The sequence below is a fragment of the Vibrio sp. nBUS_14 genome (assembly GCF_051201655.1).
Lineage (GTDB): Bacteria > Pseudomonadota > Gammaproteobacteria > Enterobacterales > Vibrionaceae > Vibrio.
The window spans coordinates 534,298-554,102 of the sequence record NZ_CP179207.1 but is presented as its reverse complement, the minus strand read 5'-3'; the positions used below and the strand labels follow the sequence as shown (position 1 = coordinate 554,102).

Genomic DNA, 19,805 nt, shown 5'->3' with positions numbered 1-19,805 from the left:
CTTAATCTTGAGACAGTTTAGTGAAACGAAGGTTTAGTAACGCGAGTCCACCAACCAATAGGAAAATAAGCGTTGCGATAGCACTTGCTAGACCAAAGTCTTGACCGCCGCCGCCTTCAAATGCGATTCGGTACGTGTAGCTTACAAGCAAATCAGTGTAACCCGCTGGCTCTGAGGTGCCAATCATGTTCGGGCCACCGTTCGTCAATAGTTGAATCATTACAAAGTTATTGAAGTTAAAGGCAAACGCTGCAATCAATAGCGGTGTTAGCGGCTTAATCATCAGTGGGAATGTAATACGCTTGAAGTTATCAAGGAAGTTCGCACCATCAATCGCTGACGCTTCGTACAAATCATCAGGAATCGCTTTAAGTAGACCCATACATAGAATCATCATGTAAGGGAAACCAAGCCATGTGTTAACCATCAACACCATGGTTTTCGCTAAGATAGGGTCTGAGAACCAGTTCGGGCTTAAGCCAAAGATATTCTCCAGTACCATGTTAATCTCACCAAAGCTCTGGTTGAATAGACCCTTAAAGATAAGAATCGAGATGAATGCTGGTACGGCGTAAGGCAGAATAAGTAGAACACGGTAGATTGAACGACCTTTTAGCTCTTCCCATTGCACGATATTCGCAAGTACAAGCCCGATAACAAGCGTGAACGCTACAGTACATACCGAGAAGATCACCGTCCAAATAAAGATGCTGATGAACGGCTCTTTAATACCATCGTCTTTCCACACTCGTTCAAAGTTATGGGTGCCAATATTAACAACAAAGCCCGGAGAGATTGTGTTACCTGTAAACTCACCATTGGCATCAACCGGTTGATAGAAACCCTTTTCCATATTTGGCTTGAGAACTTCACCCGTTTCACTGTTGATTAACGTTTCATCATCGTCTTGCAGTGTGTAAAGCGGAGCAACAGAAGCAAACTTACGTAAGCCACTCATGCGGATGTCGTCGCCGTTAGGCAAGTGGAAATCAACCGCGTTGATCGCAGCACGGTTTTGGATGATCGCTTTGATCTTCTCTTTCTCACCTTGTGCCGACTCAATTACAGATAGGTCCATATCTGTTGCACTCATATCTTCAAAAGAAAATACGTCTGTTGCTAACAGTTGCTCGCCATCTTTAACCACGATCTGGTGACCGTCATCAGTCTTGTACAAAGTAAATGGGTAACTTTCACCGCTTTGAAAAGATCGGTCTAAAAGGACAGTTTGAGTACGCTCTAGAGAAAGTTGGTTTTTTGCGCTGTAGTTAGTGAACGCAAGCCCGACGGTATAAGCCAATGGGAAAAGAATGAACAAGATCATTCCGGCAATACCCGGGTAAATATAACGGTGGGCGTAAGTTTTCTTACTGCCAAAAATGTAAAGTGCCAAAGCCGTTAAAATCACAGTAAGCAGCGCAAAAGCGAGCTCACCGCGTGAATACATTAGAATTGTAGCGTAGCCGTTAATTAAACCAACGCTACCAAGCAACCCCCATTTGATGAAGGCGCTTTTACTGCCTGGAAGGTTTGATGGTGCTGAGATAGCATCTGTACCTTGAACTGACTGCATAGAGGAACCTGCTAGCGATATAGATAAAAAATAGAAAAGTAAGGAGAGGTTACCCTCTTCTTAAAAGGTAGTGCTTGGTTGTTACTTAGTCATTCGACCTTCAGCAGCTTTTAGTGCTTGGTCTACTGATTGACGGCCGTCAACTACGTTGCCGATCGCTTCTTCCATGCTGTACCAGAACGTTGTGAACTGAGGGATATTAGGCATGATTTCGCCGTTCATCGCGTTGTCCATTGTTGCAGCAATACGAGCGTCGCTATCTAGTTGACGTTGGAATGAGTTAAGAGCAACAGCGCCTAATGGCTTGTCGTCATTCAGGCTCTTCATGCCTTCGTCAGTTAATAGGTAGTTTTCCATGAACTCAACAGCTAGGTCGCGGTTTGGAGAAGCAGTGCTGATACCACCAGCCCATACACCAACGAAAGGTTTAGACGCTTTACCGTTGAACTTAGGAAGCGTTGTTACGCCGTAGTCAACGCCAGCTTTCTCGATGTTTGCCCAGCCCCAAGGGCCGTTGATTGTCATTGCAACGTTACCCGCCACGAATTCAGACTCAGCCACTGAGTAATCCATGTCTGCAGAGATAACTTTGTCTTGTACCATTTTCTCGATGAAACCCAGAGACTCCTGAACACCGTCAGACGCTACGCCCGCATCTTTAATGTCGTAACCTTCAGCAGTTTGTTTGAATGCGTAACCGCCGTCTGCTGCAAGTAGAGGCCATGTGAAGTAAGCGCCGCCACGTAGAGGCCACATGATCGCTTTCTTGCCGTCTTTTTGAAGCTCAGCGTTAAGTGCTGGGATTTCTTCCCAAGACTTAGGAGGGTTAGGAACAAGTGCTTTGTTGTAGATAAGAGAAACTGACTCAACCGCTACTGGGTAAGCGATTGTTTTACCTTCGTAAGAAACAGCGTCCCATGCGAAGTCTACGATACCTTCTTTAGTTTCTTTAGAAGGTTTGATATCAACAAGAAGACCGGCTTCTGCAAAACCACCAAAACGGTCGTGTGCGTAGAAAATCATGTCTGGGCCATCGCCAGCTGCAGCAACTTGAGAGAACTTCTCTTCTAGTTTGTCAGGAAAAGCGACTGTTACTTTAACACCAGTGTCTTCTTCGAAGCGTTTACCTACTTCAGCCATGCCTTCATAAGCTTTGTCACCGCCAACCCAGATTGTTAGTTGTCCTTCTTCGATAGCAGCATGTGCACCAAAAGAACCCAGAGCAACTAATGTTCCTAGAGCTACAGCGCTTAGAGCGTTTTTCATGTGAATATCCTTTTTATATTTATACGTAGAGCACATCTACCAAGACGAGCCAGTTTTCAGGGCTTATGATCTGAGAAAATAGACTCTAACTCATCATCCTAGCCACTACGCCCTAGCTATTATGGCTTAATTTCGTGATCGCCATCCGGTCAGATTAGAGACTGAAATCACAAAAAACATACTCATCGTGATCAGAGTCACCATTATGCCGTGGATTTATTTGAACTGGATCGCCTATTATCAATAACACCATTTATCTACTCCTCCCCTCCTACTCCCCCTCGTTAAATTTTCATTGGGAGGATGTACAATTGCGCCAATTCACCGAAACTGCATTCATCCAAGAATGGATAGTAAGAACCCTTTACCAGCCAATGTTATGCGTTGAAGCATTGTTCATTTAGTTGGCTTCACTGCCCGCTGTTGTCTTTATAAAGCATCGAGCTAAATCTGTGATTGAATCACGAGGGAGATTTAGCTGGATGTGGGGGAAATAGGCACCAGTTTGGCTATGACGGGTGGGCTTGGCTAAAGAATCCAAGTCTCACCCACTTTTTTCTTACTCATTCAATACTTACCAATTTCTACAGTTACTGTTGACCCAAAAATTTCTTACAATGATAAACAGTAAAACTTAAAATTTGATCGATCGAGGACTAGCTAGATGGCGAGTGTCACGTTAAAAAACGTTTATAAATCATATGGTGATGTACAGATTTCTAAGGACGTAACCTTAGACATCAACGAAGGTGAGTTCGTAGTATTCGTTGGACCATCAGGTTGTGGTAAATCGACGCTATTACGTTGTATCGCAGGTCTAGAAGATATTACATCTGGTGATTTGTACATTGGCGACCAACGCATGAATGACGTTGAGCCTTCAAAGCGTGGCGTAGGAATGGTATTCCAATCTTACGCGCTTTACCCTCACCTTAACCTTTACGACAACATGTCTTTTGGCCTGAAGCTAGCGAACGCCAACAAAGCTGAAATTGATAAGCGTGTTGAGCATGCTGCAGAAATTCTTCAGCTTGGTCACCTTCTAGATCGTCAACCTAAAGCATTGTCTGGTGGTCAACGTCAACGTGTTGCTATTGGTCGTACTCTGGTTTCTCAACCAAATGTATTTCTACTTGATGAGCCTCTATCTAACCTAGATGCAGCACTACGTGTTCAAATGCGTTCGCAAATCACTAAGCTACAGCGTCAACTTGGTTGCACCATGATCTACGTTACCCACGACCAAGTGGAGGCGATGACAATGGCCGATAAGATTGTTGTTCTTGATGGCGGTTACGTATCTCAAGTCGGTAAGCCACTGGACCTTTACCACTACCCTCAAAACCGTTTCGTTGCTGGCTTTATTGGTTCGCCTAAGATGAACTTTATGTCGGTTCACATCGAGCAAGCTGAAGCAGAACGCGTATTGGTACAACTTTCTAACGGTATGACTTTCTGGATCCCTGTTGATGGCACAACTGTCAATGCTGGTGACCGTATGTCTCTGGGTGTTCGTCCTGAACACTTGTTGTCTGCTGAAACAGGTGATGCGACGATTGAAGCTGAAGTGATGATGGTAGAGAAACTAGGTAACGAAACTCAGGTTTACCTAAACCTTGAAAGTGCCGATGCGGATGTTATTTACCGTCAACCAGACACGTTGACGATTGAGTCTGGTGACAAGCTGGCGATTGGTATTCCTGCACACCGTTGTCACTTGTTCCACAGCGATGGTCGCGCATGTCGTCGCTTGTACAAAGAGTACGGTACAGATTAATCGGTTCGCCTTTTAAGATATAACTTGCCCATAAAAAAGGCCTAGCGGATGCTAGACCTTTACCTGTTTGAGCTAAAAGCCATCCGATCTAAACGATATAGATTGGCCTTGCTGAAACTTAGTGGATTGGTGTATCACTTGTTTTGTTAAACTGGCCAAAATGCTTTTCTAACACTTCTGGTGTTAGTTTACCTTCCGCTTCTAGTCGCTTGAATTCAGCAACGACCGCTTTTTGTTCTTCAATTGATGGCAGTTGTACTTCTGGCTCATCGCCCATCTCTTGAGTCATCTGCTCTAGTTCTTTTTCAAAATCGCTCATGATACTTACCTAAATATTAAACCTAATCAGATTTTACTCATTTACGCCCTGTGATGCTAGAACGATTAAGTGCAAAGCCCGAAACCAGATCAAGCGAAGGTCAGTTAGAAGAAAATAAACCCGCAAATGAAAAGAGCTGGATTCACGATTAAATGAATCCAGCTCTTCGTCTATGTCCCTTTCTAAGCCATGCTACAGCGTAAAGGAATCAAAACTTAAAGAGATTAAAGCTTAAATGAACCAACCATCTTATCCAGACGTGAAGAAAGGTCTCGAAGCTCTTGGCTCGCTTCAGCAAGCTGCTCAGCGGTACCCGTTGTCACTTCATTGATTGCGTTAATCTCTTCAATGTTCTGGTTGATGGTGTGAACTACGGTTGATTGCTCTTCCGTTGCCGTTGCGACTTGAGTGTTACGGTCGGTTATATCAACAATACGATCTGAGATGCCACCCAGCACGTCTACCGCTTCATCAGATGCCGATACGCCCTCAAGTGTAATCACTTTACCTGCACTCATTGCCGTTACCGCATCTTTCGCATCGCTTTGCAGTTGGTTGATCATCTTCTGAATCTCTTCCGTTGAATCTGCTGTGCGACTAGCAAGGTTACGAACTTCATCGGCTACTACAGCAAAGCCACGGCCTTGCTCACCGGCACGTGCAGCTTCAATCGCTGCGTTCAGTGCGAGCAAGTTGGTTTGCTCTGAAATATCACGGATAACACCCAGAATAGAGCCGATATCTTGAGTTGTTGAAGCAAGCTGTTCAACCACTTGACCTGTGCTTTCGATGTCTTGCGCTAATCGGCTGATCGCGTCTTTTGCTTTGTTTACCACAGAACGACCCACTTCCGTATTACCCGAAGCTTGCGTTGCTGTTTCTGCTGCTGTCGCCGCGTTTGATGCAATCTCACTGATAGTCATACCCATTTGATTGATTGCAGCAACAACTTGAATGGTTTGATCACGTTGCTCTTGGCTGTTATCGTGGGTGATGTGTGCTTTATTCGAAACACTCTCTGCTGCCACTTGCAACGCTTGGCTTGTCGAGCATACTTCTTTCATCGACTCGTGAATCTTCTCAATGAACCCGTTAAAGCCCTTAGAAAGCTGTGCGATTTCATCGTTGCCTTTAACTTCAATACGCTGCGCAAGATCGCCATCGCCTTCGCCAAGGTCACCGAATCGTTTAGCCAAAAGTTTAATTGGTTGAGTAATGCTGTTTGCTAGCACTACGCCCATTAGGATAAAAACCATAGCCACAACAGCCGTCATGATCAACATCTTTTGCGCAGTCGCATCGAGCTCAGCAAACACTTCATCGGTTGGAACCACGCCAATAACGAACCAGTCCATTGATGACACATAAAGGCTCGCGACAAATAGCTCTTGCCCTTGGCTTTCAGTGGTGATCAGGTTGAAGCCCGACTTGTTCAACAGCTGGCTTGATTGAGGGCCGTAAAGTTGATGCAGTGAAGAGTCACTACGAGAACGCTCACGATGAATTTGTACATCACCTTGGCTATCAGTCAGAAATACAAAGCCAGTATTTTCAATCTTGAAACCGTTCAGCAGGTTAACCATGTCATCCATCGATTTTGATAGACCTGACATCGCTAAACCAGAGGGCTGTTGGTAGTTAGCGAACATCTTCACTTCACCATTGGCTTCTTGGAACATGCTCACCATAGTTGGCTGGCCTGACTGAGTAAAACCGAAAAACCAACCGTCTTGTTGTTGGTTTAGCTGACGTAAGAAACCATCTTGGTTCCAGTAGTAAGCTGTTTGACGGTTCGCTACCGAGGCATCGTTCAACTGATATTGGTTACGAACATTGTTCAGTTGTTTAACCAGCTTATTCTCTAGCGCGGCATCGCGCTCGGTCGATTCGATAGCATCAGAAATGAATTCATTTGAAGCAATTTGCTCCGCAGCTAACAATAACTGAGAGACTTCACGGTCAATTTCACCATTGATTCGCTCCAACATACCGGGAAGCTCAATATCAACCAAACGGTGACTCAATACATCTCTTGCTTGCTGTTGTGCCATCGCGCCGACAATCACTGTCGATGCAAGAACCGCAAAGGTAATTCCAAGTACAACTTTTTGTTTGATACTCAGAGAGTTAGTTTTAAACATATTTGGACCTTTAAAAGAATCGCTCGTTATTGGTATACCCTGAACAGGACTTTTTTAGTGCACTCCAACAAGCAATGCACAATCTGAGTGATGTATCGGCCAAAACTAATAAAACTAGAGACTTTTCTCTCAAAAAACTGCAAGTATGATGTAACAATCAAAACCATTCAGATTAAATATGAATTAACTAAGTAAATATCATACTGTCGAGAAGCGATTTTAGCTCACGGCCCTTAGCTCTAACCGAACTCAAACAACGACCTTCCCCCGAGATTTTGTATATAAAAACCAATTGATATGGTAATAATCACACCCTAACGATGTTTTTAGCTAAACACTTGTAAATCATTCCATTTTTGAAAGAATAAATTACGTAGATGTACTGGAACTTTTTCCTATTAATAAGTGACCAATACACAAAGTAAGAATCAAATGGCCCCCAGAGAGTCCCAAAATGCATAAAAATAACTTCGAAATCCTTCAAAACTACTTAGAGTCTCAAATTATTGGTCAGCAAGAGCTCGTTAAGCAACTGATGATCGCCTTACTGGCAGATGGTCATATTCTTGTTGAAGGACCTCCTGGATTAGCAAAAACCCGTGCAGTTAAATCGCTGGCAGACTGCGTCGAGGGAGATTTTCACCGAATTCAATTTACCCCCGATCTATTGCCTGCCGACCTAACTGGTACCGATATTTTTCGTCCAGAAACGGGAGAGTTTACCTTCCAATCTGGACCTATTTTTAACTCGCTTATTCTAGCGGATGAGATCAACCGTGCTCCAGCGAAAGTACAAGCCGCTATGTTAGAAGCGATGGCCGAGAAACAGGTGACTGCAGGTCGAAAAACCTATGCTCTGCCGGATCTGTTTTTGGTGATGGCAACGCAAAACCCGATTGAGCAAGAAGGTACTTACCCGCTACCAGAAGCTCAATTAGACCGTTTCTTGTTGCATTTAGAAGTGGCTTATCCAGACATGGAAAGTGAGCTGGAGATCTTGCGCCTAAACAGAGGCGAAGCTCAAGGCAACGAATCTGTTCAGCCACAAGAGATATCTCAGCAAACGATCTTTGAAGCCCGCCAAGAAGTACTCAACATTCACATGGCAGACACCATTGAGCAGTACATCATCAGATTGGTAATGGCGACTCGCCAACCTAAGCAATACAGCGACCAACTTGATCAATGGTTAGACATGGGTGTTAGCCCGCGTGCAACCATCGCGTTAGACCGTTGTGCCCGCGCTCACGCTTGGCTTGCTGGCCGCGATTATGTTACTCCACAAGATGTTCAAGCGATGGCATTCCCTGTATTGCGCCACCGTCTGCTTCGCAGCTACCACGCACAAGCTGAAGGGGTCACTGCAAACCAAGTGATCGCACACCTTATCTCGTTGGTTGGTAGCGCATAGGGATAAGCGCATGAATAATCAATTACCCAACCATAGTGACGGCGTCACGTTAAATCTGGACGAACTGCTGCAATACAAAGCGCAGTCTGTTCGCTGGTTGCCTCCAGCCAAGAGCCTGTGGTCGCAACTAAACGGGCAACACGAGAGCAATCGTAAAGGTCGCGGGATGAATTTCTCTGAGGTTCGCCAATATCAGGCGGGCGACGATATCCGCAGCATTGATTGGCGCGTCACGGCGAGAACTGGTAAGGCGCATACCAAGTTGTTCTCTGAAGAAAGAGAACAGCCTGTGATTTTGTTCTTAGATCTGTCGAGCAGTATGATTTTCGGCTCAACCTTACTGCTTAAATCAGTTCAACTCGCGCACTTTGCCAGCCAACTTTGCTGGTTAACCGTTGCTCAAAAAGACCGGATTGGCGCAGTGATAGATACTGGCCAAGAGATCGTTGAGATTAAACCAAGTGCTAGCAACCATGCTCCGCTGCGTATTTTACAAAAAGTCATAGAAATCAATAACACAGCGCTAACCAACCAAGACAATCACAGCGACACAACCTTAGAGCATGGACTGAAGTCTCTTCATCAGCTTTGCCCGAAAGGCAGCGATATTATTATGCTCAGTGATTTTGTCCGTTATAACGAAAGTAATTACTCACTTATCAATCAAATACGTCGACATAATCGAGTTCGATTAGTGCACTTTTACGACCCGTTGGAGCAAGGTGTTACTGCATTCAAAGGTTCAAAACAGATCACCGACGGCAATAAAACCCAATGGTTTAACTTTTCATCCAGTAGGGAAAAGGGAAAGCTCAGTCACGCATTTCATCAGAAGCAGCAACTGATTATGCAAATGAGCCTTTCTTTGGCGATCCCATACAGTTCATTGTCTTGTGCACAATCTTTAATGAGCCAAGTGTCAGGAGTTCAGTCATGAATCAATCTCTCGACTTGAGCCCTATTATTACGCCAAGCGCACCATCATGGTGGCCTTTGGCATTGGGTTGGTGGGCTGTGATTATTACGGCTATTGCTCTGATCGCCTTAATGTTTTTCATTGTAAAACGCAGACAAAAGAACCAACACGCGAAGAACGAAGCACTTACTTGCTTACGTAGTCGTCAGTCTTCAAATGTTTTGTCTCCGAGCGCAGCTCAAGACCTCGTTCGTCAAGCAGCGCTGAGCTATTTTCCACGCGAAAAAGTAGCAGGCTTGTCTGGTGATGATTGGTTGACGTTCTTAGATGCGCAATTGGCAAAGCCGTTATTCGCCGCAAAGCAATCGCAATGGCAACAAGCACTCTATCAAGATATACCCTTGATGACCGACGAACAGAAAAAGGCTCAACAGCAATTGGTTAATGACTGCGAAACCTGGCTTCGTAAAGCCCTTCCTCCAAAGCGAGGTCGTTATGACTGATCTTTTAAATACGAGCTTATTAAATATTGAATTCGTTTGGTGGTGGATGTTTGTGCTCGCGCCACTACCGGTTCTCGTTCACTTGTTCTCTCCTAAGGCGGAATCGAACAATGCCCTAAGGCTTCCGTTTTTGCCCGAGGACAGCAATACCAAAACACCGAGCAGTCGCTTACCCAAGGCGTTATCGGTCATCATCTGGCTTTTATTGGTAACTGCCATGGCACGCCCAGTTTGGTACGGTGAACCGGTTGAGTTTCAACCGAAACACCGTGATTTGATGCTGGTTGTCGACCTCTCCTACTCAATGAGCCAAGAAGACATGCAGTTCAATGGCGAATACATCGATCGCTTATCTGCGGTAAAACATGTATTGAGTGACTTTATTGATCGACGAAAAGGCGACCGAGTCGGATTGGTGCTATTTGCTGATCACGCCTACTTGCAGACACCACTAACGTTAGACAGAGACACGCTTTCACAACAACTCAATCAGGCTGTGCTAAAGCTGATTGGTACTCAAACTGCGATCGGTGATGGTATCGGCCTTGCCACCAAAACCTTTGTCGACAGCGATGCCCCTCAGCGTGTGATGATTCTACTCAGTGACGGCAGCAATACTGCGGGCGTATTAGACCCACTAGAGGCCGCAGATATTGCTAAGAAGTACAACGCGACAATTTACACAGTGGGTGTCGGTGCGGGTGAAATGATGGTCAAAGAGTTCTTCATGACTCGTAAGGTCAATACTGCTCAAGACTTGGATGAGCGTACTCTAATGGAAATCGCAAAACGCACTGGCGGTCAATACTTCCGTGCGCGTGACAGCAAAGGGCTGGCAACGATTTACGACACCATCAATCATTTAGAACCCGTGACGAACGCCACTAAGATATGGCGACCGCAACAAGAGTGGTTCGTATGGCCACTGTCGGCGGCAATGTTCTTCGCATTTATGCTGTTAGCCATTAGGAGAAACAATGTCTAACTTTACTTTTATCTACCCATATTGGTTCTTGGCTCTTGCCCCGCTGCCCGCTATTTGGTGGCTTAGCAAAAGACAATCCAAGCAAGGGTTATTAGCGTCACACATCGCCCGTTATCTGGCTCCTGAATCGAGAAAGCCATCGAAAAACCGCAGCACTTATTTCGGTGTTTGGTGGTTGGTCGGTGTCATCGCATTGGCCGGTCCAAGCTTTGAAAAAAATGAACAGCCAAGCTTTGAAAAAACACAGGCGCGAGTTGTGATCATGGATATGTCGATGTCTATGTATGCCACTGATATTAAGCCGAACCGTTTAACACAGGCGCGATACAAGGCTTTGGATCTACTATCACTCTGGAAAGAAGGCCTAACGGGAATGGTGGCCTACGCCGGAGATGCTTACACCATTAGTCCTTTGACATCAGACATCAACACCATCAAGAACCTCGTACCCAACCTATCACCAGATATCATGCCCTTCCAAGGCGGCAATGCAGCATCGGCAGTTAAGCTTGCGATTGAGATGATGACTCGCGCTCATATCTATAAAGGCGATCTGGTACTGATTGCTGATGATATTGATGGTCAAGAGAAGAAAGATATCGACTCGCTACTCTCTGGTAGTAATTGGACGTTATCAGTCTTAGCTGTAGGTACGGAAAGCGGCGCACCGATCTCGTTACCTACAGGTTCGATGTTACAGACCGACTCAGGACAAACCGTGGTTACGAAAACCAACGTAGGCAATATGCGCGACCTGACTCGTCGCTCTGGCGGTACATTCACTGAATTGCAATTGGATAACTCAGACGTTGAACACATCGCAAGTTACCTCGACCGAGTTGCGACAACATCAGAAGTGACTAAAACCAATAACTCACTCAACACCAGAGTGAACAACGGTTTCTGGTTATTGCCGTTTCTGTTAGTTCCTGCACTTGGGCTATTTCGAAAAGGGGTGATTTGGTGTGGCCTAGCTGTACTGGTCTCGTTCAGCCAACCGAATACTGCGTTTGCAAATCCTTGGAAAACCGATGACCAAGTGGGTTATCAGTTGTATCAAGATGAGGACTTTCAACAAGCCGCAGAACAGTTCGAACAGCAAGAATGGAAAGGCGTTGCGCAATACAAAGCCGGTGATTTCGAAGCGGCCGAACAGACGCTGCAAGGTCTTTCTGGCGAAGATGCTCGCTACAACCTCGCCAATGCACAAGCAAAGCAAGGCAAGTACGACCAAGCGATTGAAGAGTATCAGCGTATCCTAGAAAGCAACCCTGAGCATTCTTATGCGAAGAAGAATCTAGAGATTGTTGAACAGGCTCAGAAGCAACAGCAACAGCAACAGCAACAGCAACAGCAACAGCAACAGCAACAGCAACGCGATTCTAAGTCCAAAGACCAAAATGAACAAGACCAGCAAGGTCAGCAAGGTCAGCAAGGTCAGCAAGGTCAGCAAAATGATTCTTCGCAAAACTCGCAGGATCAACAACAAGACTCTGCTGACAATGAGAAGTCGCAAAGTCAAAGCGGTAGCCAAGATCAAAGCAACAAACAAGATCAAAGTGAAAACCAAGCTCAGCATACCGACCAAAGCCAAGCTGATAGCCGCTCTGATTCCAACGCGGATGAAGAAAACGACAAGCAAGCTGAACAACAGAACAAAGCGGGTCAAAAAGATAAACCGTCACAAGACAAAGATGACTCAGCATCTCAGACTGCTCAAGCACAAGAGGCAACTAAGAAAGACAGTGATAACAACGCTCAACAAGCTGCAACACAAGTATCAGGTCAACCGATGTCGAGCGATCCTGATATGCGGAAACTTGAGCAAGTAGAAAGCGCTCGTGATCCGAGCCAACTACTTAAAGCGCAAATGATTCTACAAGCACGACAAAAAAGTGCCCCTAACAACCAAAACAAAAAGTGGTAACCATGCGATTTCTAAATAAGCCATTTTTATCCATAGCCCTAACACTGCTGTTGGGCGCTTTCTCGTCATTTTCAGCATTGGCGGCTACTGCCGTAGCAAGTGTTTCACAGAATAGTGTCACCAAAGATGAAGTCTTCCTCCTTAGAGTTGCCACCGATGAAAAGGTCTCTTCTGATTCTCTGGACCTCACCGCGCTTCAGCAAGACTTCTATGTCGGAACACCAAGCTTTGGGTCATCGATGCGAATCATTAATGGTAGCCGTTCGGTGTCAAGTGAGTGGAATATCACCCTAGCTCCACTGCGCCTAGGTCAGATACAGATCCCTAGCTTTGATATTGACGGCGCAAAAACCCTACCGATCACCATCAACGTTTCGGTTAATAAAACAGCTCCAAAGCAGAGTGATATGGCCGAGTTTCAACTTAATCTGAGTAAAGATTCGCTGTACCCTCAAGAGGTCGCGGAGCTTGATGTAAAACTCATCATTAAGGCTGATCCTAGAAGACTGCAAGATCCTAAAATTGCGCCACCAAGTTCAGCGCAATTAAACGTTGAACCGATTGGAGAGTCTAAGCAATTTCAAGACGTTCTTAATGGAAAGGAAGTCACTGTTGTTCAGCAATCTTTCCATATATCGTCACAGCAAGCAGGACAATTTCAGCTTCAAGGGCCAAAATTAACCGGTGCTGTTGTTTACTCAACCAACAACTCAAGCACAACACGCCTTTTCCAACTCGACACGCCCGTTGAAACCTTAGATGTCACAGTGAATCCAGTACCAAAAGGCTATCAAGGTGAGTGGGTACCAACATCGAACTTCAAGTTGATTCAGAAGTGGTCAGATAGCCAAGGCAATGAGCTGACAGATAGCAATCCTTTAGGTGACGACAAGCAGAAAATTGAAATGGAAGCCGGTGATTCGTTAACTCGAACCATCACCATGACAGCCAGCAACTTGTCCCAACACCAGTTACCAAAACTGAACATCACCTATCCTAAATCGGTGCGTGTTTATGAAGAGAAACCGCAATTTGGCACTACCCAATCCGGTGACGCTATCATAGTGTATAAGCAAGTTCTAATCCCTAAGAAATCTGGAAGCATCTCTCTGCCTGATGTTTCTCAAACTTGGTTTAATACCGATTCGCAATCACAAGAGACCAGTAAAGCTGTTGGGCTAGAGTTGTCGGTTCAGGCAAGCGATCGCGCGATCTCAAGCACGCCGCCTCCTGTGACAGAAACACCAACCAAACAAGCCAGCCCGACGATTGTTACCGTTGATAACCCTGGAATATGGCCTTACCTAACCGCGCTGTTCGCTGTCTTGTGGTTAATCAGTTCTGCGGTTGCTTTCTACTTCTGGTCACGCCGCGGCACAACAGCAAAACCAAAGCGCCAAGATGAACGTCAATCCGATACAGCAGAAGCGCTGATTACCGCGCTGAAAGCAAAAGATGGCGTGATGACCAGAACCTTGTTTGAGCAATGGAAAACAAAAAACTCAGACTTGAGTGATGGGACGTTAGAAACAATTGAAGCCGAGCTAACCAAGCTCAACCAAAGCCTCTATACTGAAGCTGGTTCACCAAGTCAGTCATGGGATCCAACTCTAGCAATCAAAGCGGTTAAGAAACCAAAACGCATGTCGAACAATAAACACAAGAGCACATTAGAAAGGCTTTAATTAACCAGCGCTCTAAGTAAGCAGAACGCTAGTTAAGCAGAAAATATAAGTAAACAAAAAAGAACTAAGCCGTGATGATCACATTATGATCATCACGGCTTCATTCGTTTTTAAGAGCGGAAAAATAAATACCACACTAAGTCGGTGGCGTCGCAACCTTTCTTCGCTTTAGAGCAGAGACAATTCGATTTCGCCCTGAGTCTTTGGCTTGATATAAAGCTTTGTCGGCCTTGCCATACAGCAGATCAAAATCGAATTGATACTGGTCTGAGGTTATCGAGGCATAGCCGACGGATGCGGTTAAATATTGGCTGGTGCTGCTTTCACAATGAAGGATCTTAGCCTCTTCAATGCATTTTCTGATCGACTCTGCACGCTGTTTAGTTTCAGAGTGATGAGTGCCGATCATTAACAACATAAACTCTTCACCACCAATACGACAGAAAGTTTCTTTATCGCTATGAACATGGGCATTAAGTATCTTGCCTATAGTACGCAGAGCAGCATCACCTTCAGTATGACAATAAACACTGTTGTATAAACCAAAGTGATCGAGGTCGACAAGGATCAAGCCAAATGTGACTTCATGTTGTGTGGCAAACGCTCCTTGATCGTCACAGTTTAGATCTTCTAACACCTGCGACAACATACGACGATTTCCAAGACGTGTCAGCGGGTCTAATTTAGAGATGATATCCAACTGCTCATTTGCTCGTTCAAGCTCTTGAGTGCGCTTACTGACCTCTTGTTCGAGGGTTTCATTGAGCTTTTTGAGCTCCTCTTGAGCCATGGTTCTCTGTAGCACCTCCGCAAGGCTAGAAGCGAAGATATGTATCACCTCACGGAGCTGGGGCGTTAGGGGACTTCGAGTCAGTAAGTTGTCCGCAGCAATAAACGCAATCGGCTCACCCGTATTGGTGGTGAGCATTGTCATTGCCGTCCAACCTACTCCTACAATATTGAAATCGTGATAGATAGGTACGGACTCTTCAAAGGCGACTTGATTGGGACAAGCACGTGCTGCTGCGACAATGTCACGCTCCACCAGCTCTGAGCGGTAATAGGACTCATCGACAATATCGCCTTTTATATCCGTGCCCCACGTACCTTGCATATAACTGCAATTTTTATCGGTGAGGAAAACGGCCAGTCGGTCGATGCCTAAATGCTGAATCGCAAAGCTCACCGCAGATTTACACACTTCACTGACAGTATCGCAGCGAGACAACTCAACCATACTTGAGTGCAACATGCGTATGTTTTGTTCTTGGCGCTTACGAATGTAGATCTGAGAAAGCAGAGAACCAAAGGATTCAAGCATCTGCTTTTGGTAATTAGTAATAGGTGAACGGTGAATGTAGTTATCCATTGCAATCCAACCAACGGGTTTATCACCTTCACGTAAGATGAGCATTCCATTCCATCCCTGCCCTACCACTTTTCCTTCCGTGTAGAGAGGAGCTTGCTCGATAACAATCAGGTTGGTGTGGTTGTCTGACAGCGCTTCGATGTATTCCGCTTCGAGGTGATGTAAGTCGTACTGGGTATGATGTTCGCTGTTTGTCTTGCCAGATTCATCAGTACCATATGTTCCACTAAAACAGCGCTTTTTCATATCCAGTAGCATGAAGATCGCACGATCAAACCCTAACCGATCACGAACTGCCTCAACTGAGGCTTTATACAAGGCATCCAAAGAGTCAGGATTAGAAAGCTCTAATGCCACCTGATGAACCAGTTTCATGTTCTCAACAAACAACTCACGAAGCTTAATTTCATCAAGGTATTGCGCTTCACGCGTGTCGCGGTGTTTGATCTCCAGCGCAGCGTTCTTTTCTGCACGAATGCATTGCCAGCGTGCTGCTGCAAGTTGAAGGACATCAAGATCTTGGTCGAAGGTTTGGTTGATCTGCTCTGCATTGCAATTTTGCACAATTAAATAAGTTCTGCAGGCAGGCGCGTTGTCGAGCATCATGATGAATGACTCTCCACCTAACACCTTCATGTGTTCCCACTTACAAGTATTGATAGACATTGGGAGCACGCCATCTGCGGTATCAAACTGAGAACCTCCAGGCCAAAACGTCGCAGGATAATTAGCCAGAGAGGTTAGATCACCATAAGAAAACAAGGGTAACGAATCGCCTTCTGGTATAGGTTCTGCAAATATCCCCATGCCTTTTGGCACGAGTACCTTAGCAAGGTAACCAAAAAGAAACTCTGCCAATAAACGGTGGTCGCGAGTAGCAGATATTTGTTTTGCAAAGGCTTTAACAGGCACGCTTTCGTCCATTGGCGATTGAGAGTGAAGCAAAAATACCGAAGCATTGATATGCAATCAATATAACTAAAAATGAGATGTTAAGCGGGTCGCAATTTCAATTTTTACATTATCACAAGCATGAGAAGGACGACAAAAATGGGATTTTTTGCCTAAAATTTCATCGACATTAGGACTTTTTTAGAGACATAAAAAAGCCCCACCTAAAGTGGGGCAAAACTTCCATCGCTTATAGTTATAGTGATAATTCTGTCGATCTATTCGATTATCTAACCTGCGTTTCAGTTAGCGCACTGTCTTTTAAAAAAACTAAACAGCACTGAGTTAATCGAATTAACCAAAGTCACCGTTTACGTAACCTTTAGTACGATCATCTTTTGGTTCGCTGAAGATAACACTCGTTTCGTTGTGCTCTACAAGCTCTCCCATTAGGAAGAAAGCAGTACGGTCTGAGATACGACGCGCTTGCTGCATTGAGTGCGTTACGATAACGATGGTGAAGTCTTTCTTCAGGTCTTCCATCAATTCTTCAATCTTGTGTGTCGCGATTGGATCGAGTGCAGATGTAGGTTCATCCATTAGGATTACATCCGGTTCCATTGCAATCGTACGAGCGATACATAGACGTTGTTGCTGACCACCAGACAAACCAAATGCGTGTGCTTTAAGACGGTCTTTCACTTCGTCCCAAAGTGCCGCACTGCGTAGTGAACTTTCTACTACTTCATCAATGTGTTTCTTGTCTTTGATACCTTGAGCACGTAAACCGTAAGCTACGTTCTCGTAGATGCTCATTGGGAATGGGTTTGGCTTCTGGAATACCATGCCTACGCGAATACGCAGGTCGGCCACATCAATGTTACCGTAGATGTTCGTGCCATCCATATCCAGCTTACCTTTAATAGTAACGCCTTCAATTAGGTCATTCATGCGGTTCAAACAACGTAGCAATGTCGATTTACCACAACCAGATGGGCCAATCAGAGCCGTTACCTGACGCGTTGGAATTGGCAGGTTAATAGACTTAAGCGCTTGGTTGTCACCGTAAAACAGATCTAGGTTCTCAATATCAAATTTGTTCATTTTCATATTCTCTAAATTCTTAAATTCGTGTCTAACTTGATGCTTTCTTTATCACGGGGGCTCTCTTTACTGTTGAGCCAGCTAATTAGCTTAGTAAGTTGCCGTGTTGAAGCGTCTCGCAATCAGTTTTGTAACCATGTTGATCAAGAGAACCAATACGATTAGGACTGTTGCCGTGCCGTAGGCTTGGTTCCACTCATCGATAGTAAATAGTTCTGTTGTCAGCTTATATAAGTGAACCGTTAGTGTACGGCCAGAATCAAATACCGATTCAGGAACACGTGCCACCATACCTGCTGTTAAGAATACAGGTGCTGATTCACCAATTACACGACCAATACTAAGAATGACCGAAGTTAAGATACCTGGCATTGCGCTTGGTAAGATCAAACGCCAGATGGTGTAGATTTTTGAAGCGCCAAGGCCGTATGAGCCTTCACGATAAGTTTGTGGTACTGACATCAATGCTTCTTCTGTAGTACGAATGATAACAGGAAGAATTAGAATACTCAGCGTTAATGCACCCGACAAAATCGAGAAACCCAGACCGAGAATCGAAACAAAGAAGGTCATACCGAACAGACCGAAGATAATCGATGGAATACCCGCTAAAGATTCGGTACAGAAACGAATCACTTTAACCAGTTTACTGCCCACTTTTGCGTATTCAGTTAGGTATATTGCTGTCATGATGCCAAGTGGCGCTGCCACAGCAATTGATGCGATTACCATGTAGATCGTGGCAATGATCATTGGGAAAATACCACGTTCTTCACCTGTACGAGTGTAGTCGTCGGTGATGAAGTTCCAGTCTACATATTGCAGGCCATTCGATAGGATGTACCAAATGATCCAGAATAAGAAACCAACGGTGACTGCTGCTGCCGCCCAGATAAAACCTTTCAAGATATTATCTTTCGTTTGACGTGCTTGTTTTAGTTTTACGCGATCCATATTACTAATCCTCGCCTACTTCGTTTTTTCACGATTAAGATAAAGCAGAGCACCATTTAACATCATGATGAATACCAGAAGCACAACGCCGGTTGCGTACAGTGCACTCGCGTGGATACCACTTGCGTAAGACATTTCAATAGCAATGTTTGCTGTTAACGTACGAGCTGAGTCCAAAATGCCTTCTGGCATTGCTGGCGCATTACCCATCACCATGATGATTGCCATCGTTTCGCCCAGTGCACGACCGATACCCAGAATTACACCAGTCATAATACCTGAACGTGCAGCAGGAACGAGTAACTTAAAAATCGTGTAGATTTTCGACGCACCCAGTGCAAGTGAGCCTTCTTTGTACGTACGAGGTACAGCACGGATCGAAGTTTCAGAAACCGTAATAACGGTAGGAAGAATCATGATACCCAGAACAATAATACCCGCGAAGATAGTGTTACCCGCTGGTACTTGGAAGATGTTCTGAATCATAGGAACAATGATTACTAGACCGAAGAAGCCGTAAACTACCGACGGGATACCTGCTAGAAGTTCAACTGCAGGTCGAATAATATCGGCAAGACGCTTTGGTGCAATCTCAGCAATAAAAATAGCGGTTAATACACCGACTGGTACACCAACAACTACAGCTCCAAGTGTCGATACAATCGATGCAACAATCATTGTTGCAACACCGAATAGAGCTGGCGGTAACCAATCCACGCCCAGAACGATGCCAGAAACACCGGCCTCTTGGAATGCAGGGATACTCTCTGCAACGATAAAGTAAGCGATAACGGCTAGTGATACGATGCCGATTACAGCACTCGATAAGAACAAGCCGTGAAAGATTCTTTCTTTCCAGTCAACGCGCTTTTTAGTACGCAGACTCGGCTTATTGATTTGAGTTGCTTCAGTATTCATAAGCTTTTCACTATGTGCGATGGTCATATATAAATCTCAAACTTTGTGGCTCAAAAAGAGCTCGAA

General features: G+C 45.0%; 15 protein-coding genes. 7 read left to right on the top strand and 8 right to left on the bottom strand.

The features are described 5' to 3' along the window. Position 1 precedes the first annotated feature (1 nt). Both malF and malE read right to left on the bottom strand, forming a co-directional pair. A complete protein-coding gene (gene malF, locus ACMAZD_RS20045; protein WP_435250311.1) occupies positions 2–1,573 on the bottom strand; it encodes a maltose ABC transporter permease MalF in 1,572 nt (523 codons plus the stop codon). 81 nt (positions 1,574–1,654) lie between these two features. Further along, complete coding sequence (malE, locus tag ACMAZD_RS20040) at positions 1,655–2,839, bottom strand: maltose/maltodextrin ABC transporter substrate-binding protein MalE (RefSeq protein WP_435250310.1); 1,185 nt, start codon at positions 2,837–2,839, stop codon at positions 1,655–1,657. Between the two features lie 664 nt (positions 2,840–3,503). Here malE and malK point away from each other — a divergent pair. Beyond that, on the top strand, positions 3,504–4,616 hold the full coding sequence (gene malK / locus ACMAZD_RS20035; protein WP_102276470.1) for a maltose/maltodextrin ABC transporter ATP-binding protein MalK: 1,113 nt from the start codon (positions 3,504–3,506) through the stop codon (positions 4,614–4,616). Positions 4,617–4,734: 118 nt separating this feature from the next. On the opposite strand, the gene ACMAZD_RS20030 is transcribed toward malK, so the two are convergent. Continuing rightward, positions 4,735–4,935, bottom strand: coding sequence for a restriction endonuclease subunit S (locus tag ACMAZD_RS20030; protein ID WP_435250309.1), 201 nt, complete (start codon positions 4,933–4,935; stop codon positions 4,735–4,737). Between the two features lie 224 nt (positions 4,936–5,159). Then, a complete protein-coding gene (locus ACMAZD_RS20025) occupies positions 5,160–7,076 on the bottom strand; it encodes a methyl-accepting chemotaxis protein (protein ID WP_102276472.1) in 1,917 nt (638 codons plus the stop codon). Positions 7,077–7,530: 454 nt separating this feature from the next. Between ACMAZD_RS20025 and ACMAZD_RS20020 the strand changes: the two genes are divergently transcribed. The 6 genes from ACMAZD_RS20020 to ACMAZD_RS19995 are packed head-to-tail and all read left to right on the top strand — an operon-like array spanning position 7,531 to position 14,503. Continuing rightward, complete coding sequence (locus ACMAZD_RS20020) at positions 7,531–8,487, top strand: AAA family ATPase (RefSeq protein ID WP_017081852.1); 957 nt, start codon at positions 7,531–7,533, stop codon at positions 8,485–8,487. Between the two features lie 10 nt (positions 8,488–8,497). Continuing rightward, the gene (locus ACMAZD_RS20015; RefSeq protein WP_435250308.1) at positions 8,498–9,424 is read left to right on the top strand and encodes a DUF58 domain-containing protein; all 927 of its coding nucleotides are present in this window, start codon (positions 8,498–8,500) and stop codon (positions 9,422–9,424) included. Next, complete coding sequence (locus ACMAZD_RS20010; protein ID WP_435250307.1) at positions 9,421–9,906, top strand: DUF4381 domain-containing protein; 486 nt, start codon at positions 9,421–9,423, stop codon at positions 9,904–9,906. The genes ACMAZD_RS20015 and ACMAZD_RS20010 overlap by 4 nt, the downstream gene beginning before the upstream one ends. After that, positions 9,899–10,891: a vWA domain-containing protein gene (locus ACMAZD_RS20005; protein ID WP_435250306.1), complete on the top strand. Its 993-nt coding sequence runs from the start codon at positions 9,899–9,901 to the stop codon at positions 10,889–10,891. Before ACMAZD_RS20010 ends, ACMAZD_RS20005 begins: the two co-directional genes overlap by 8 nt. Further along, complete coding sequence (locus ACMAZD_RS20000) at positions 10,884–12,818, top strand: VWA domain-containing protein (RefSeq protein WP_435250305.1); 1,935 nt, start codon at positions 10,884–10,886, stop codon at positions 12,816–12,818. The genes ACMAZD_RS20005 and ACMAZD_RS20000 overlap by 8 nt, the downstream gene beginning before the upstream one ends. Before the next feature lie 2 nt (positions 12,819–12,820). Then, positions 12,821–14,503: a BatD family protein gene (locus ACMAZD_RS19995; protein WP_435250304.1), complete on the top strand. Its 1,683-nt coding sequence runs from the start codon at positions 12,821–12,823 to the stop codon at positions 14,501–14,503. Positions 14,504–14,639: 136 nt separating this feature from the next. On the opposite strand, the gene ACMAZD_RS19990 is transcribed toward ACMAZD_RS19995, so the two are convergent. The 4 genes from ACMAZD_RS19990 to pstC all read right to left on the bottom strand — a co-directional run bounded on the left by ACMAZD_RS19990 (position 14,640) and on the right by pstC (position 19,766). Beyond that, positions 14,640–16,784, bottom strand: a complete 2,145-nt coding sequence (locus tag ACMAZD_RS19990; protein WP_435250563.1) for a GGDEF domain-containing protein — start codon at positions 16,782–16,784, stop codon at positions 14,640–14,642. 333 nt (positions 16,785–17,117) lie between these two features. After that, positions 17,118–17,867: a phosphate ABC transporter ATP-binding protein PstB gene (gene pstB / locus ACMAZD_RS19985; protein ID WP_004732036.1), complete on the bottom strand. Its 750-nt coding sequence runs from the start codon at positions 17,865–17,867 to the stop codon at positions 17,118–17,120. Between the two features lie 90 nt (positions 17,868–17,957). Then, on the bottom strand, positions 17,958–18,821 hold the full coding sequence (pstA, locus tag ACMAZD_RS19980) for a phosphate ABC transporter permease PstA (RefSeq protein WP_102438304.1): 864 nt from the start codon (positions 18,819–18,821) through the stop codon (positions 17,958–17,960). A gap of 15 nt (positions 18,822–18,836) precedes the next feature. Next, on the bottom strand, positions 18,837–19,766 hold the full coding sequence (gene pstC / locus ACMAZD_RS19975; RefSeq protein ID WP_435250303.1) for a phosphate ABC transporter permease subunit PstC: 930 nt from the start codon (positions 19,764–19,766) through the stop codon (positions 18,837–18,839). Positions 19,767–19,805 lie beyond the last annotated feature (39 nt).

Excerpts from the sequence above, each read along its gene's own strand:
- ACMAZD_RS20005 (WP_435250306.1), top strand. The coding sequence starts at position 9,899 with ATGACTGATCTTTTAAATACGAGCTTATTAAATATTGAATTCGTTTGG.
- ACMAZD_RS20015 (WP_435250308.1), top strand. The coding sequence starts at position 8,498 with ATGAATAATCAATTACCCAACCATAGTGACGGCGTCACGTTAAATCTG.
- ACMAZD_RS20020 (WP_017081852.1), top strand. The coding sequence starts at position 7,531 with ATGCATAAAAATAACTTCGAAATCCTTCAAAACTACTTAGAGTCTCAA.
- ACMAZD_RS20000 (WP_435250305.1), top strand. The coding sequence starts at position 10,884 with ATGTCTAACTTTACTTTTATCTACCCATATTGGTTCTTGGCTCTTGCC.
- ACMAZD_RS20010 (WP_435250307.1), top strand. The coding sequence starts at position 9,421 with ATGAATCAATCTCTCGACTTGAGCCCTATTATTACGCCAAGCGCACCA.
- pstB (WP_004732036.1), bottom strand. The coding sequence starts at position 17,867 with ATGAACAAATTTGATATTGAGAACCTAGATCTGTTTTACGGTGACAAC.
- ACMAZD_RS20025 (WP_102276472.1), bottom strand. The coding sequence starts at position 7,076 with ATGTTTAAAACTAACTCTCTGAGTATCAAACAAAAAGTTGTACTTGGA.
- malE (WP_435250310.1), bottom strand. The coding sequence starts at position 2,839 with ATGAAAAACGCTCTAAGCGCTGTAGCTCTAGGAACATTAGTTGCTCTG.
- malF (WP_435250311.1), bottom strand. The coding sequence starts at position 1,573 with ATGCAGTCAGTTCAAGGTACAGATGCTATCTCAGCACCATCAAACCTT.
- malK (WP_102276470.1), top strand. The coding sequence starts at position 3,504 with ATGGCGAGTGTCACGTTAAAAAACGTTTATAAATCATATGGTGATGTA.
- pstC (WP_435250303.1), bottom strand. The coding sequence starts at position 19,766 with ATGACCATCGCACATAGTGAAAAGCTTATGAATACTGAAGCAACTCAA.
- ACMAZD_RS19995 (WP_435250304.1), top strand. The coding sequence starts at position 12,821 with ATGCGATTTCTAAATAAGCCATTTTTATCCATAGCCCTAACACTGCTG.
- ACMAZD_RS20030 (WP_435250309.1), bottom strand. The coding sequence starts at position 4,935 with ATGAGCGATTTTGAAAAAGAACTAGAGCAGATGACTCAAGAGATGGGC.
- pstA (WP_102438304.1), bottom strand. The coding sequence starts at position 18,821 with ATGGATCGCGTAAAACTAAAACAAGCACGTCAAACGAAAGATAATATC.